16 protein-coding genes are annotated in these 13101 nt (G+C 64.2%); 3 read left to right on the top strand and 13 right to left on the bottom strand.

Annotated features, from left to right (window positions below; translation table 11 throughout):
* The first annotated feature begins 127 nt into the window (after positions 1 to 127).
* Positions 128 to 1258, top strand: a complete 1131-nt coding sequence (locus HRU92_RS01640) for a DUF2336 domain-containing protein (RefSeq protein WP_173087460.1) — start codon at positions 128 to 130, stop codon at positions 1256 to 1258.
* On the opposite strand, the gene HRU92_RS01635 is transcribed toward HRU92_RS01640, so the two are convergent.
* The 3 genes from HRU92_RS01635 to HRU92_RS01625 are packed head-to-tail and all read right to left on the bottom strand — an operon-like array spanning position 1255 to position 4526.
* On the bottom strand, positions 1255 to 1590 hold the full coding sequence (locus HRU92_RS01635) for a DUF1491 family protein (RefSeq protein WP_127752363.1): 336 nt from the start codon (positions 1588 to 1590) through the stop codon (positions 1255 to 1257). The two genes, HRU92_RS01640 and HRU92_RS01635, sit on opposite strands and share 4 nt — an antisense overlap.
* Positions 1591 to 2754 (bottom strand): peptidoglycan-binding domain-containing protein, encoded by a 1164-nt coding sequence (locus HRU92_RS01630; RefSeq protein WP_173087458.1) that lies wholly within the window; start codon positions 2752 to 2754, stop codon positions 1591 to 1593. It lies immediately after the preceding gene.
* On the bottom strand, positions 2751 to 4526 hold the full coding sequence (locus tag HRU92_RS01625) for a PAS domain-containing sensor histidine kinase (protein ID WP_172122739.1): 1776 nt from the start codon (positions 4524 to 4526) through the stop codon (positions 2751 to 2753). The genes HRU92_RS01630 and HRU92_RS01625 overlap by 4 nt, the downstream gene beginning before the upstream one ends.
* 331 nt (positions 4527 to 4857) lie before the next feature.
* Between HRU92_RS01625 and HRU92_RS01620 the strand changes: the two genes are divergently transcribed.
* Both HRU92_RS01620 and HRU92_RS01615 read left to right on the top strand, forming a co-directional pair.
* On the top strand, positions 4858 to 5157 hold the full coding sequence (locus HRU92_RS01620) for a hypothetical protein (RefSeq protein ID WP_172122738.1): 300 nt from the start codon (positions 4858 to 4860) through the stop codon (positions 5155 to 5157).
* A 46-nt stretch (positions 5158 to 5203) separates the two neighbouring features.
* A complete protein-coding gene (locus HRU92_RS01615) occupies positions 5204 to 5635 on the top strand; it encodes a SufE family protein (RefSeq protein WP_172122737.1) in 432 nt (143 codons plus the stop codon).
* Here the strand turns inward: HRU92_RS01615 and HRU92_RS01610 are convergent.
* From HRU92_RS01610 to mbhE, 10 genes are all read right to left on the bottom strand, one after another.
* On the bottom strand, positions 5632 to 6162 hold the full coding sequence (locus tag HRU92_RS01610) for a DUF6456 domain-containing protein (protein ID WP_172122736.1): 531 nt from the start codon (positions 6160 to 6162) through the stop codon (positions 5632 to 5634). The genes HRU92_RS01615 and HRU92_RS01610 overlap by 4 nt on opposite strands.
* Positions 6152 to 6505, bottom strand: a complete 354-nt coding sequence (locus tag HRU92_RS01605; protein ID WP_172122735.1) for a helix-turn-helix domain-containing protein — start codon at positions 6503 to 6505, stop codon at positions 6152 to 6154. The genes HRU92_RS01610 and HRU92_RS01605 overlap by 11 nt, the downstream gene beginning before the upstream one ends.
* Positions 6506 to 6704: 199 nt before the next feature.
* On the bottom strand, positions 6705 to 7130 hold the full coding sequence (locus HRU92_RS01600) for a MucR family transcriptional regulator (protein WP_127752356.1): 426 nt from the start codon (positions 7128 to 7130) through the stop codon (positions 6705 to 6707).
* 153 nt (positions 7131 to 7283) lie between these two features.
* Positions 7284 to 7607: a monovalent cation/H(+) antiporter subunit G gene (gene mnhG / locus HRU92_RS01595; protein WP_127752355.1), complete on the bottom strand. Its 324-nt coding sequence runs from the start codon at positions 7605 to 7607 to the stop codon at positions 7284 to 7286.
* Positions 7604 to 7918 carry a cation:proton antiporter gene (locus tag HRU92_RS01590; protein WP_172122734.1) on the bottom strand — a complete coding sequence of 105 codons (315 nt, stop codon included), beginning with the start codon at positions 7916 to 7918 and terminating at the stop codon, positions 7604 to 7606. The genes mnhG and HRU92_RS01590 overlap by 4 nt, the downstream gene beginning before the upstream one ends.
* Positions 7915 to 8394 (bottom strand): Na+/H+ antiporter subunit E, encoded by a 480-nt coding sequence (locus tag HRU92_RS01585; protein WP_172122733.1) that lies wholly within the window; start codon positions 8392 to 8394, stop codon positions 7915 to 7917. The genes HRU92_RS01590 and HRU92_RS01585 overlap by 4 nt, the downstream gene beginning before the upstream one ends.
* Positions 8391 to 9977: a proton-conducting transporter membrane subunit gene (locus HRU92_RS01580; RefSeq protein WP_173087456.1), complete on the bottom strand. Its 1587-nt coding sequence runs from the start codon at positions 9975 to 9977 to the stop codon at positions 8391 to 8393. Before HRU92_RS01580 ends, HRU92_RS01585 begins: the two co-directional genes overlap by 4 nt.
* Position 9978: 1 nt before the next feature.
* Positions 9979 to 10356 (bottom strand): Na+/H+ antiporter subunit C, encoded by a 378-nt coding sequence (locus HRU92_RS01575; protein ID WP_127752351.1) that lies wholly within the window; start codon positions 10354 to 10356, stop codon positions 9979 to 9981.
* Entirely contained in the window at positions 10356 to 10781 is a 426-nt protein-coding gene (locus HRU92_RS01570) for a Na+/H+ antiporter subunit B (RefSeq protein WP_127752350.1), read from the bottom strand. The genes HRU92_RS01575 and HRU92_RS01570 overlap by 1 nt, the downstream gene beginning before the upstream one ends.
* A complete protein-coding gene (gene mbhE / locus HRU92_RS01565; protein WP_172124881.1) occupies positions 10778 to 13099 on the bottom strand; it encodes a hydrogen gas-evolving membrane-bound hydrogenase subunit E in 2322 nt (773 codons plus the stop codon). The genes HRU92_RS01570 and mbhE overlap by 4 nt, the downstream gene beginning before the upstream one ends.
* Positions 13100 to 13101: the final 2 nt, after the last annotated feature.

Raw genomic sequence — 13101 nt, 5'->3', positions numbered from 1 at the left:
TCGGCGAAACGCCCCTCGCGCCTGGGCCCACTTAGCGAACATCATGGTTAATAGTCCGCTAACGAATTGGGGGCAAAAGTGGAAACACGCCCGATTTGTGCGCAGCAGCAGTTGACGGTCCGCGAACATGCTTGGCTTCCAGCCCTACGAAACCTTTCAGCTCTTGGTCGAAAACGGCGGCATCGAGCGCACCAACACGCTGCTGATTGCCGCCTGCGACGCTTATGCCCGCCGTGGCAAGCCCACCCCGGTGGAACTGGACCAGTTCGAGGCGCTGGCAAGCCGCCTTTTCCCCGCAGCCGGCCCCCAGGCGCGCGCCAAGGGCGCCGCCATCCTGGGCAAGGCCGATCTCCTGTCCCCTGCCCTTGAGCGGCTCGTGACGGCCCATATCGGGGACGACCTGGAGGCCTTTCTCGAAGCGGTGCCGGCGCTGTCCGAAGACACCATTCTCGAGATCATCGCGGACGGGGATGTCGGCGCCGCCGCCATCCTTGCGGGCCGGGACGATCTGTCCAATGCCGCGCTCGCCAAGCTTTTTGGCCTCAATTCGCGCAAGGTCTACCGCGCCCTCGCCGCTAACCCGGCCATCGTGCCGCGTGGCGCTTATCTCAGCGCCCTGGCCCGTTCGGCGCAAATGGACCATGTGGTCGCCCAAACCCTCGCCAAGCGCGAGGATTTCGATGCTGGCCTTTTGGCGCCGGCCTTCTTTGATCTGTCGAACGATGACCGCATCAAGGTCATCCAGTCCTTTGCCAACCGACCCACTCCGCTGGCGCCGATCAAGAAGACCATCGAGCAGATCTCGGTCGCCAACCAGGAACTGACCCGGGCGCTGATGAAGCTGTTTTCCGAAAACCGCCGCCCGGAAGTGACGCGCCTGCTCAGCCAGATCACCGGGCTCGATGAAGTGCGCTGCGGCCAGATTGCCCATGACGTCACGGGCGCCTCGCTGTTCGTGATCCTACGCGCCTTTGGCTGCTCGGCCTATGAGGGTCTCAAAGTGCTCATCCATGCCACCAGCCACGACAGCGATCGCTCGCGCGCCCTGGGTGATTTTGCCACCCTTTTCAGCACCGTGCCGGCCGACGCCATGGCTTATCTGATGAGTGCCTGGCGCGGTGAAGTGAACCTGCTCGAGCTCAACAAGCCACAATACCAGCCGCAATCGCAGCGCCGCTTGCTGTCGACCAGCCAATCGTCAGCAGTCAACGGCGCCGTCGAAAGCGCCGCGCGCCTCGGCATTAAGCGGGCAAGCTAGGGGACGATCTCGATCCCGGGATCATCGCCACGCAGATCAAGGCTCAACACCCACAGATCGGGATCGAACCGAGCTTCCTGGGCGATGCGCTCGCGGATCTTGGCGGGCTCCACGCGGCTGAAGCGGCGCTGAAACACCAGCCCGGCCTCGTCGCCTCTGCTGGCCATGGGCGCGGGGGTAAACAGCGAGCCGGTGCCATCGAGATGATCCACCTCGATGAACACCTGCCCGGCAATTGGGTCGCCCCTGCGCGACACTACGCAGATATGGCCCAGATCATTGTGCCGGCGCACAAAGGCTCCACACCATAGATCGCTGCGCAGCGGTCCCACTTAGATCGAAGCGCCCGCTTCTTGCAGCAGGCCGAGCAGGTCGGGATTGACCTGTCCGGTCACGCGGTAATTGTGGAAATTCTCGAATTCGCGGATGGCCTTGGCCGTTTCGGCGCCAGGGTGCCCGTCGATGGGGGCATGGAAAAACCCAAGGCTCGCGAGCCCGCGCTGGATCTGGCTCACCAGCTGCTTGTTGTTGGCTGGTGGCAGGCTCGTGGCCGCCATCACCTGGTCGGCCGGGTCGCTGCCCGCCAAAGCCGATTGCGCAGGCGGCGCGATCTCTTCGAGCGAAGCGACCTGGATCGGCTCGGGCATGGGCTGGGCGGGCGGGGCCTGCACGGGAGCGGCGGCCGCCACCTGTGCGGGTGCGGCAACAGCGGTGGGCGCAGGCTGGCTGCCGCCATCGGCGGCGGCAACGATGGAATCGATGCTTTGCGCGGCGGCGGTCACCACCGGATCGGCCTTCCGGGTCACCGGCGCAACAGGCGCCAGCGGCGGCAAGCCGGTTTGCGGCTGAGGCTGTGCCGCGGCAACCTGCACGGGGGCCACCGGCGATGGTGCCGGCGCGGGCTGCATCTGCGCCGCCGGCTGCACCTTGGGGGCCACGCCGTTGCTGTCGGATTGGAGAATGGCCTCGATCACCGCGCGGGTCATGGCACCGGTCGGCGTCATGCCGTTGCGTTCTTCAAAGGCGCGAATCGCACGCGCCGTGCGCGGGCCATAGTAGCCGTCGACCATCCCGTCAAAGAGCTTGAGTTCGACCAGCCGCTTTTGCAGCTCGAACACTTCGGCATTGCCCACCGGCTGGTCGGGCACTTGGGGTGCAGCCACCCGCTGGGACACGGTGCCCGTGGTTTGCGGCACCGATTCGGGTATCGCCTGCAGTTGCGGTTCGGGTCGTGCTGCGACTGGTACCGGCACGGGCACCGCCTCGGCCAGCTCGCCGCCCGCTTCGCCAAAGAACGGCGCGGGATGGTGCTTGGTCTGGAAGTAAAGCGCATTGCTGGCCGCCAGCGCCGTCAGGGTGACCAGCGCCAGCAGGCCTGTCGAGGCCAGCGGAGCGCGCATATAGCGAGAAAGTGTCCAGAGCCCCGCGCGACCCAAACTGGTCGCCACGGCGCTGCCCGCCAGGAGAGGCAGGCGCGAGATGGTCGTTGCCGTCATTGCGCTTTTCTTTTTTCGTCTTGCCATGAACTGATTGGGGAAGAGACCGGCTCACGATGGAGGGGCGTTACGGCGGCAGTGTCCTCTACCTTTATTGCCGGACCGTTTACCGGCAGCAAGACCGTAACGGTTGTCCCCGCTCCAATTTCGGAAAGTGCCCGCAGCGTGCCTTCATGCAATTCCACCAAACCCTTGACGATGGAGAGCCCCAGCCCCGTGCCCTCATAGCGTCGGGTCAGCCCTTCATGGGCCTGGAAGAAGGCTTCGCCCAGCCGGCTCAGGGCCTCGGGCGCCATGCCGACCCCGGTGTCGCTGACCGACAAATTGAGGCACTGGCCCTGGCGCTTGAGCGATACGGTAACGGTGCCCCCGTCATGGCTGAACTTGATGGCGTTCGACAGCAGGTTCAGCAGGATCTGCCGGCAGGCGCGCTCATCGCCAACCAGGGCCGGAAGCTTGGGTGCAATATCGGCGACGATCTTGATGCCCCGCTGGCGCGCCGATGCTTCCACCATTTGCATGCAGGGCTCGATGATATCGGCCGCCACGAAGGGCTCGGTCTGCAGCTCGAACTTGCCCGCCTCAAGCTTGCTCATGTCGAGCAGCATGCGCACCACTTCGAGCAGATGCCGCGCGCCCTGGTGGATCAGGCCGGCATATTCGCGATGTGTAGGCGACAATTCGCCGCCGATACCACTGGTCATCATTTCGGAAAAACCAACCACGGCATTGAGCGGCGTGCGCAGCTCATGGCCGATCGTGGCAAGGAAACGCGACTTGGCGGTGGAGGCTTCCTCGGCGATTCGCTGGGCTTCGCGCATGGCCACTTCATTGTCCTTGCGAGCCGTGATGTCGCGGAACAGCGCCACAACTTCATAGCCGCCTTCGCTAGGCAAATCCTCGCGCACCGGCGAAAAGCTGGCTTCCACCCAGATATAGCGGGGCAGCTTGGTGCCACCGACCGGATCGTCCTGGCGCATGCGCACTTCCACGACGCGCGACTTGCCGGCCTTGTTGGCGTCGGAAAATGCCGTGAGGTAGATCGGGCGGTCCAGCACATGAAGCCGTTCGCTCAGCGAAGCGCCGCTCAGTTCATAGCGCCGGCAACCAAACAGCGTTTCCGAGGAGCGCGAAGCGAGCAGCACGTCGCCCTCGCTTGAAAAGCGAATCACCGAATCACGCACATGCTCGATCAGGTGCCGGTAAGCAGTGACCTGGGCCTTGTCGTAAACCTCGAATGCCGCCCCGATGCCGTGGGCGGTATAGGCAACCATCCCGGCGCAAGTGATGAAGGCGAGGCCCGAAACGATCCCCAGCATGGTTTGAGGCACATCGGCGCCACCAAAGCCGGCCACTGAAGCCGCCATCCCGCAAGCCAGCACGCCGGCCAGCAACAGCCAGCTCAGCTTGCGCAGCGAAGTGCGCGCCAGCAGCGAAGCATGGACCGGGGCGATCAAGGCAATGGTGAGCCCCGTATCGACCAGCATCGGGTCGACCAGGGTCAGGATCAGACCAGCGCCCAGAATGCCGAATACCTGGCCGGCAGCGGCCTGCTCATATTGGCGGCTGGCATGGAAGGCCAAGGTTGCCATGCCAATGCCGAGGCCGATCGCGGCCACAACAAAGGGGAGCGCCTGCCCACCGACCAGCCAGAACACGGCGAAGGGCATGGCCAGCACCGAGGCCAGCAGCAGCAGCCGGGCATTGTCGCCAATGGTCTTGCGGCGCAGCATTTCCGGGCGGTGCCCGGATCCGGCAACGGCCAGGCTCATCTCTTTGCTTGCGCCGAAAGAGTAGAGGCTACGCATATACTTACACTCGCACTTAAGGTCCCGGGGAAGGGTACCGGGACACCGCGCCGGGGCAGTTCGCCACTGGCTTGGATACTGACTGCACCCTGCAACCCAAGAGCTAAGAGCGCCTTAAATGACCGGTGTGACGCGGAGCTTTGGCGCCGATCCGGGGCGGCTTTCTCCCGGTAGCGTAAACAAGGTGTGTGCATGGGAAATCTGTTAAGCAGCATTTGCATCAAAGCTTATCGATCACCCCGGCTGTGGTTTAATGACGCGCGGAGGCAGGCCCTTTCGGGCAACCGCGGAAAACATGATGTTCTTGCTGCGCTCAATGTTCTGGCTGTGTCTGGCCTATATGGTGATCAAGCCCGGTGCCGATCTCGCGCGCATGGGCTCGGACCTGTCAGCCACGGCTGTTGCGGCCGGTCGCCAGGCCGCCTCGCACGGCGTCGCACAAATCACCTGCACCAGCCTTGAATGCGCCGGCGGCAAGGCACTGCTGTCGGGAGCCCTCGCGGCTTCTGCACCAGCAACGCCACCCGCGCTGGCCCCTGCCCCGTCGATGGCCGACGCCGTGCCCCTGCCGCGGCCACGTCCGCGCCGCAGCTAGCGCATTGCATCTGGAAAAGGCGCTTGCGGTGCCCTAGTTAAAAGGAATGAGCGAGCCACAAGCCTTCCAGGACATTGCCGAAAACCTTTCCTTCCTTGACGACTGGGAGGATCGGCTGAATTACGTCATCGAGCTTGGCCAAGCCCTGCCCCCCATGCCGGACGCCGACAAGACCCCGGAAAACAAGGTCAAGGGTTGCGCGTCCAATGTGTGGCTGGTGTCGGAGGCCAATCGCGGGGGCGATTCTACCACCATGACCTTCAAGGGCCAGTCCGATGCCATCATCACCAAAGGCTTGGTGGCGATCCTGATCGCGCTTTATTCGGGCCGTCCGGCCGCCGAGGTCGCGCAAACCGATGCGGTCTCCTGGTTCGAAAAGATCGGGCTGAGCGAGCATCTGGGGATGCAGCGCTCCAATGGGCTCGTTGCCATGGTCAACCGCATCCGCTCCGAAGGGCGGGCGCTGAGCGCAAGCTAGCGCCCCGGCGTATCCTCCTCCTCCCCGATCAACGGCAACCTTTCCGCTAGCCATCCCCGCGCCCGACTTTGCTCCGGCCCGCTAGCACTGCCCGACAAGCCCCACAACCGCGCGAGCTGCTCCAGCCCAATCCGCAGCACCAGCTTGGCGCTGCGCCGCGGCCATTGCCGCTCGGTTTCCACCGCTTGCAGCCCCTTGCTGAAGCCGCACACATCGATCACCACGCCCCAGCAATCGCCCGGCATGGCCACGGCGATCTGCCCGAGGCGCTTGCGCGCGTCCGCGGCCGCATCGGACATCTCGAGCGCGGCGTTGCCCCCACCTCTGCCCCCACCCACTCGCGCCGGATCATAGGACATGGTCACGCGCGGGGTGAGCCGCGCCCGGTCCACCAGCCGCATCAGCCGCTCGGCGGCCAGCAGGTGATGAGCCTGGAGAAAGGCTTCGTCATCCTTACCCGCACCCAGCCGCTGCAGGGGATGGTCCGCCGATCGGGGTGCGCTGACCTCGCCTGGCTTAGTGCTCATGAGCGGACGCTCCCACCACCAGGCCGGCGATTCGCTGCTCGAGGTCGCAGACCTCGTCGTCGAAACGCGGATCATCGCGCAGATCTTCGATCAGCGCGCAAGCATACGAGACTGTTGTCCTATCGCGCCCGAACACCGCGCCCACTTGGGTCAAACTGCGCCCCAGGCTTACATGCGCCAGATACATGGCCAGTTGCCGGGCCCGCGACGCAGCGAACCGACAGCGCGAGCGGCTGGTAAGCAGTTCGTCTGGCACGTTTTTCCGCCGCGCCACCAAGGCAATCACCTGCTCGCACGCGGGGTCGGGCCGGCCTTGAGTTCGTTGTGCTGTTTGCCCTGACATCTTGCAACCTCCGCGCATCAAGGAATTTATTCCTAGATACTGCATCGGTAAAGCCCGGGCGGGGATAAGTTGGGGCGCACAAACCCCACAAAGTCAAACGGCCGCTCCAGGAGCGGCCGTTTGAGGGGCAGATCATAGCCGCCGTCCTGAATCGCTCGTGAGCGATGCGAACGCGACCAGTCGTAGCGGTTAGCTGGGCTTAGACAGCCTTGCGGCCGAGCCCGTTATCTTTGGCGAGCTTGGAGCGGGTCGCAGAATAGTTCGGCGCGACCATTGGGTAATCTGCAGGCAAACCCCACTTCTCGCGATATTCTTCGGGAGACATATTGTAGTGGGTACGCAGATGGCGCTTGAGCGACTTGAACTTCTTGCCGTCTTCAAGACAAATAATGTAGTCAGGCGCCACAGACTTGCGGACCGACACAGCAGGCTTAAGTTCTTCGGGCGGGGGCGCGGGTACTTCGTTGCTCTGCAACAAGCGCAGGGCACCATGAACTTCCGAGATCAATTTCGTCAGATCAGTAGGACTCACGGCATTATGACTGACGTAAGCCGATACGATATCTGAACTGAGTTCGATTAGATCCGTCTCGTAGCCGCTCGCCGCCTCAGCGGTATCGTTCATTTGTTAACCTTTCTGTTATTGTTTTTGGGTGAGCCTAACTCACCGCCGTGACTGTTTACTTATGCGTCTTTAGGCGCAGGCGCAATGATACCTACCGCCTAACTGTTGCGACAATTTGGGCGGTCTCAAGGCCTCGGAGCAATTACTACCATACTACTCCGGGGGAGGAGTGACCTGCTGCCCGCTTTCCTCGGCGGGCTGGTAGGTGACGCGCGCCAGCAAATGGGCCGCAACCGGGGTGGTCAGCAACAGGAACAGGATGCCCAGGATGGCCCGCAGCGCCACTGCCGCATCCTGGCTCACCAGCGCCACGGCCAGCAGCAGCAAGCCACCACCAACCGCCCCCGCCTTGGAGGCGGCATGCATGCGGGTCAGCAGATCGGGAAAGCGCAGCACGCCGATCGTGGCGAGGAGGCTGAACACCGCCCCCACCAGCATCAGCAACGCCGCAAGATAAAGCGCCAGCTCAACAATCATGGCTTGCTCTCCACCGCGGCGATGGTGCTGGCCTTGCGGCGGGCCAGCAGATAGCGCGCCAGGGCGATCGTTGCCAGAAAGCCTAGCAGCCCCAGAGCGATAGCGATATCGAGATACAGCATCAGCCCGGTGCGAATGGCGATGATGCTGACAAAGCCCAGCGCCACCACGGTCAAGAGATCAAGCGCCAGCACCCGATCGGCCAGGGTCGGTCCGATGATGATCCGCACCACCGACAACAACAAGGCGGCAGCCTGCAGCACCAGCGCCGCCGTCGTGGCATGGGCCAGGAACTCGGTTGCCGGCATCATTGGAACACCTTGCGGATGCGCGCTTCAAAGCCCGAAGCGATATCGTCGATCACTGCCTGCGGGTCGGATACCGACAGCGCATGCACATAGAGATGGCTGCGGTCGGGCGACAGATCGATGCTCAGCGTGCCCGGCGTCAGGGTGATGAGATTGGCCAGAAGGGTGATCTCGGCATCGCTTTTGACCTTGAGCGGCACCGCAACTACCGCCGGGCGGAGCGCCGACTTCAGGTCAGGCGTCAGCACCAGAATGGCCACGCGGATGGCGCTGAGATTGAGTTCATACACGAACAGGACCGCGAGCGAGACGATCCGCCGCAGGCGCTTGAGCGCGCGGGGCGGCGCCACCGAGTCGCGCAGCAGGAACATGGCGCCCACGGCAATCACGGCGCCAAACACCAGATTGGCGCCACTGAAATTGCCGGTTATGGCCAGCCAGAGCAGCGCCAGGACGATCACCAGCAGTGGCAGCTTCATGGTGCTTCTCCCGCGAGTTCCACCGCCGCGATATAGCGCTGCGGATCAGTCATGTCGGCGACCCCGATCCGCGCCGCGTCGAGCAGCGGATTGGGCCAAAGCCCGGCCGCAACCACGAGCACCACCAGGGCGCCAGTGGCTCCAAAGGTCAGCAGGCTCGAGCGACGAGGCACTGTCACAAGCGGCGCATTCTGGTGCTCGGAACCCGCCCCTTCCCAGCCGCCGCGCCAGAACACATGCGCCCAGATCCGGGTGCCCGCAATAAGCGTCAGCACCGCATTGCCCAGCAGGGCAAGCATCAACAGCAGCCGCGCCGGATCAACTCCGCCCTCGAACCCGGCCGTTGCGGCTTGCAGCAGCAGCAATTTGGGCCAGAAACCCAGCAGCGGCGGCACGCCGGCAACCGCCAGCACCAGCAAGAAGAACAGGATCGACATGGGGGTCGAGGCTGCATAAAGCCCACCCATTTGGCGCGTATCGGTTTGCCCGGTACGGCGCTCGATCATGCCCGCCACGAGGTACAGTCCCGTGAGGGTGAAGATGGCGTGGAAGATATAAAGCCCGGCACCGGCAATGCCTTCGGGGGTTGGCATGGCGATGCCGGCCAGCACCGCGCCAATGCCACCAATCAGCATGAAGCCGATGGCGCGGCGCAGATTGGTTTCAGCAATGGCGCCAAGCGGCCCCAGCACCAGGCTCGCGATCGCCGCGGTGGCAAGCAAGGGCTGCAGCAAGCCATAGCTGCCGGGCAGCAGCACGATCATGGTGCGCAACAGGGCAAAAACGCCCACCTTGGTCAACAAGCCGCCCAGCAGCGCCGAAACGGCGGCGGATGGCGCATGATAGGACGCCGGCAGCCAGGCATTGACCGGAAAGGCCGCGCCCTTGATGGCGAAGGCCAGCATCAGCAAGGCCGCCACCGCCGTCATCGCCGCCGGGTTCGCCCCCGGGGCCGAGCCGATGATGTCGGCCATGTTGAGCGTGCCCAAGAGGCCATGCAGCAGGCCGAGCGCGAGCAGGAAAAAGCTCGCCGCCATGATGTTGAGAAAGCCGTATTTCACTGCGGCGTCGAGCTGCAGCGGCTTGCCGCCCAACACCAGCAGCCCGAAGGACGCGATCAGCATCACCTCGAACCACACATAAAGATTGAACAGGTCCCCGGTCAGGAACGAACCGGTCACCCCGCCCAGCAGCAGCAGCACCAGAGCGTGAAAGCCATCGCGAGCGCCTTCGCCGGGATCCCGCTCCGCTTCGGCATAAACCAGCACGATCAGGGCGACGATCGCGGCTGCAAGGGCAAAGCCGGCACCAAGCAGGTCGGCGGTGAAACTGATCCCAAATGGGGGCTGCCAGCCACCCATGGTCATGCTGACCGGCCCTTCGCGCAGGATGCGCGCGATCAAGGTGATCTCGCAAACGATGATGCCGATCACCACCAGCATGGCGGCAATCGCGGGTGCGCCGGGTGCCCGGCGCAGCACAAGCAGGAATGCCGAGCCCATCAGCGCCAGCACCAGGGGCAGCACCACCATCCATTCGCTGGCCGGCGTCATCCCGATCATCAGGGAAAAAGGCTCTGCCATCTCAATAACTCAGTGGCGGCTGGGGCGCCCCGGGCGGTTCGGCCAGGCGCATGGTGTTGGTGTTGTCCGCGTCCAGCGTCTGATAGGCGCGGAAGGCCAGCACGAGAAGAAAGCTGAACATGGCAAAGCTGATGACGATGGCGGTCAGGATCAGCGCCTGGGGCAGCGGATTGGCAATCGGCCCGACCGGCACATCAAGGCCGGGCGGCACGATGGGCGCCACTTCGCGGGTCAGCCGGCCGGCGGTGAAGATCAAGAGGTTAATGCCGTTCCCCAGCACGGTCAGGCCCAGCAGCATGCGGATCACCGATTGGGACAGCAGCAGATAAACGCCGCAACCGATGAAAACGCCAACAAGCACGGCAAGAAAGAAATTCATCAGAGGTCCTCCTCCCGACCGGCTTCCAGCGCCAGGGCGATGGCCGAAACACTGCCAAAAACCACCAGATACACGCCGATATCAAAGAACATCGGGGTGGAAAGAGCCACCGAGGATTCCCCCAGGTTGAGCTCGTACCAGATGCTGGTCATGAAGGGTGAACCGGTAAACAGCGACAGCACGCCCGTGCCCGCGGCAAGCAGAACGCCAGCGCCCGCCAGCGCCAGCGGATCGATCCGCATGGCGCGCCGCACCCGATCCACGCCCGCAGCCATGCCATAAATGGCGATGGCGGACGCCGCGATCAGCCCACCGATAAAGCCGCCACCCGGCTCGTTATGCCCGCGCAGGCAAATAAACACCGAAAACACCAGCATGACGGCAATCACCACCGGGGCGGTGGTGCGAAAGATAACGGTGTTCATGCCTCGCCCTCCAGGCCGTCTTCAACGGGTTTGGCGGCCCGGCGCTTGGCGCCGCTGCCGGCCTTGGCCGTGCCGCGGATCAGCGCCAGAATGGCAATGCCGGTCGCCATCAGCACCGAGATTTCGCCCAGCGTATCAAAGCCGCGATAATCGACCAGGATCACGTTGACGATGTTGTGCCCATGCGCGATCGGCACACTGGTGGCGGTGAAGAAATCGCTGAGCGTGGGGTCGAGCGTGCCGGTCAGCACCAACAGCAGCGTCAGGCTCACGCCAACAGCGCAGGCCAGCGCCACCGCGCCATCGCGCAGCGCCTCCCCGAGCGGGCGGTGATCGCGCTCATCGAGCCGCAGCCGCGTCATCACGAGGGTGAGGATCACGACCGAAAGCACTTCCACCATGAATTGGGTAAAGGCGAGGTCCGGCGCGCCGAACAGCAGATAAAGCAGCGCCACGGCCGTGCCCTGGATGCCCAGCGCCAGGATGGCGACCAGCCGACTGGGGGCGAGCAGCACCGCACCCAGCCCGGTCACCGCCAACGCCAGCACCACCCATTCATGCAGATAGGGCATGGTCGGCCGCAGATTGGCGGGCCAATTCCCCTGCGCCCATGAGCCCAGCACATCGAGCCCACCGAGACCGATCACCGGCACCAGCAATACGAGCGCCAGGGCGGCAAACACGACGAGCAGGTAAACCTCAAGCCGGCCGTGATGCAGGAAGCGGGTGACGTCGGCCGCGAAGCGGATCAGGCCAAACATGGCGTGTTCGAACACATGGTCGGCGGTCCAGCCCATCGCCCGCCCGCCGCGCCGCAGCACGGTGCGGATAGTGGCTGCCTGCCAATACACGGCGACGCCCAGTCCCCAGGTCAGGATGGACAACCACACGATGGGGCTGCGCAGATCGATGGCGAGCCCCAGATGGCTCAGTGCCGGTTCGCCCAGGATAGTGCTCGCCGCGGGTGCGACGATGTCATGGCCCAGCCATTCCACCGCTACTGCGCCCAAAATGGCCACCCCGCCCAGCAGAATGGGGCCAGCCAGCATGGCAATGGGTGCCTCATGGGGCGATTTGGGCGTGGGCAGCAGCGGCCCGAGAAACGGCTTGATCATCACCACCATGGCGACGCCAGCCAGCAGTGCATTGCCCAGGATCAGCACCACCAACACCAGCAGGGAGTCGAGCCGTGGGGCGAACAGGGCCAGATACATTTCTTCCTTGCCGAAAAAGCCCAGCGTCAGCGGCAGGCCGATCATGGAAAGCGCCCCCAGCGCCGCGCCGATAAAGCTCACCGGCATCTGATCGGCAAGGCCACCTAGCGCGGGCAGATTGCGGGTGCCCGTGCCATGGTCCACCGCGCCCGCCACCATGAAGAGGCCCGCCTTGTAGCAGGCATGGGCGAGGAAATAGATCACCATGGCCGAGATCGCCGCCTCGTTGCCGATGCCGATCAACAGCACCAGCAGCCCGAGCGACGCGATGGTGGACTGGGCCAGCATCTGCTTGAGATCGGTTTGCCGCAAGGCGCCAAAAGCGCCCCAAAGCAGGGTCAAGCCGCCAAAAACGATCAGCAGCAAGGTCCAGATCGGGGTGTCGCCCAAGGTCGGGGACAGGCGCGCCAGCAGATAAACGCCGGCCTGGACCATGGTTGCCGAATGCAAAAACGCCGAAACGGGCGTCGGCGCTTCCATGGCATTGGGGAGCCAGAAGTGGAACGGGAACTGCGCGGATTTGGTGAAGGCGGCCAGAAGGATACAGCCCAGGATCGCGCCATAAAGCCCATGCGCGCGAATGTCCGTTCCGGCCAGCGCGCTCAGCTCCCAGCTGCCCGTCGCCTGCCACAGCAGCAGCACGCCGATCAGCAGCGCCAGCCCGCCAATATTGGTGATCACCAGTGCCTGGATGGCCGCCCGCCGCGCCGCCTCGCGCCTATGATCGAACCCGATCAAAAGGAACGAGGTGACCGAGGTCAACTCCCAGAAGGCAAACAGCGCCAGCGTGGAATCCGCCAGCACCACGCCGAGCATCGCCGACATGAAAACAAGGATAAAGGCGAGAAAGCGCCCTTGATGGGGATGCCCGTTCAGATAAGCGCCGGAATACAGCACCACCAGCGTGCCCACCGCCGCAATGGTGAGGCTGAACAACAGGCTCAGCCCATCCAGCGCAAAGGACAGGCGCAGCCCCAGGGTCGGCACCCAGTCAAAGCCTTGGCGCAGTGGCAGACCGGCCGCCACGGCTTCGAGCCCGCCCAACAGCAGCACGAACACGCCGGCAGGCACCAGGGCCAGCAGCCAGCCGGCCGCTCCCCCCATCC

This window comes from Devosia sp. 1635, assembly GCF_013185955.1.
Lineage (GTDB): Bacteria > Pseudomonadota > Alphaproteobacteria > Rhizobiales > Devosiaceae > Devosia.
Note: the sequence above shows the minus strand (reverse complement) of the source record. Positions and strands in the feature narration are given on the sequence as shown.

What these genes read in the sequence shown, in the direction of transcription:
- HRU92_RS01615 (WP_172122737.1), top strand. Translation starts at nt 5,204, where the DNA reads ATGAGCGAGCCACAAGCCTTCCAGGACATTGCCGAAAACCTTTCCTTC.
- HRU92_RS01640 (WP_173087460.1), top strand. Translation starts at nt 128, where the DNA reads ATGCTTGGCTTCCAGCCCTACGAAACCTTTCAGCTCTTGGTCGAAAAC.
- HRU92_RS01590 (WP_172122734.1), bottom strand. Translation starts at nt 7,918, where the DNA reads ATGATGCCGGCAACCGAGTTCCTGGCCCATGCCACGACGGCGGCGCTG.
- HRU92_RS01610 (WP_172122736.1), bottom strand. Translation starts at nt 6,162, where the DNA reads ATGAGCACTAAGCCAGGCGAGGTCAGCGCACCCCGATCGGCGGACCAT.
- HRU92_RS01625 (WP_172122739.1), bottom strand. Translation starts at nt 4,526, where the DNA reads ATGAGCCTGGCCGTTGCCGGATCCGGGCACCGCCCGGAAATGCTGCGC.
- HRU92_RS01585 (WP_172122733.1), bottom strand. Translation starts at nt 8,394, where the DNA reads ATGAAGCTGCCACTGCTGGTGATCGTCCTGGCGCTGCTCTGGCTGGCC.
- HRU92_RS01605 (WP_172122735.1), bottom strand. Translation starts at nt 6,505, where the DNA reads ATGTCAGGGCAAACAGCACAACGAACTCAAGGCCGGCCCGACCCCGCG.
- HRU92_RS01600 (WP_127752356.1), bottom strand. Translation starts at nt 7,130, where the DNA reads ATGAACGATACCGCTGAGGCGGCGAGCGGCTACGAGACGGATCTAATC.
- HRU92_RS01630 (WP_173087458.1), bottom strand. Translation starts at nt 2,754, where the DNA reads ATGACGGCAACGACCATCTCGCGCCTGCCTCTCCTGGCGGGCAGCGCC.
- HRU92_RS01580 (WP_173087456.1), bottom strand. Translation starts at nt 9,977, where the DNA reads ATGGCAGAGCCTTTTTCCCTGATGATCGGGATGACGCCGGCCAGCGAA.
- HRU92_RS01575 (WP_127752351.1), bottom strand. Translation starts at nt 10,356, where the DNA reads ATGAATTTCTTTCTTGCCGTGCTTGTTGGCGTTTTCATCGGTTGCGGC.
- mbhE (WP_172124881.1), bottom strand. Translation starts at nt 13,099, where the DNA reads ATGGGGGGAGCGGCCGGCTGGCTGCTGGCCCTGGTGCCTGCCGGCGTG.
- mnhG (WP_127752355.1), bottom strand. Translation starts at nt 7,607, where the DNA reads ATGATTGTTGAGCTGGCGCTTTATCTTGCGGCGTTGCTGATGCTGGTG.
- HRU92_RS01570 (WP_127752350.1), bottom strand. Translation starts at nt 10,781, where the DNA reads ATGAACACCGTTATCTTTCGCACCACCGCCCCGGTGGTGATTGCCGTC.
- HRU92_RS01620 (WP_172122738.1), top strand. Translation starts at nt 4,858, where the DNA reads ATGATGTTCTTGCTGCGCTCAATGTTCTGGCTGTGTCTGGCCTATATG.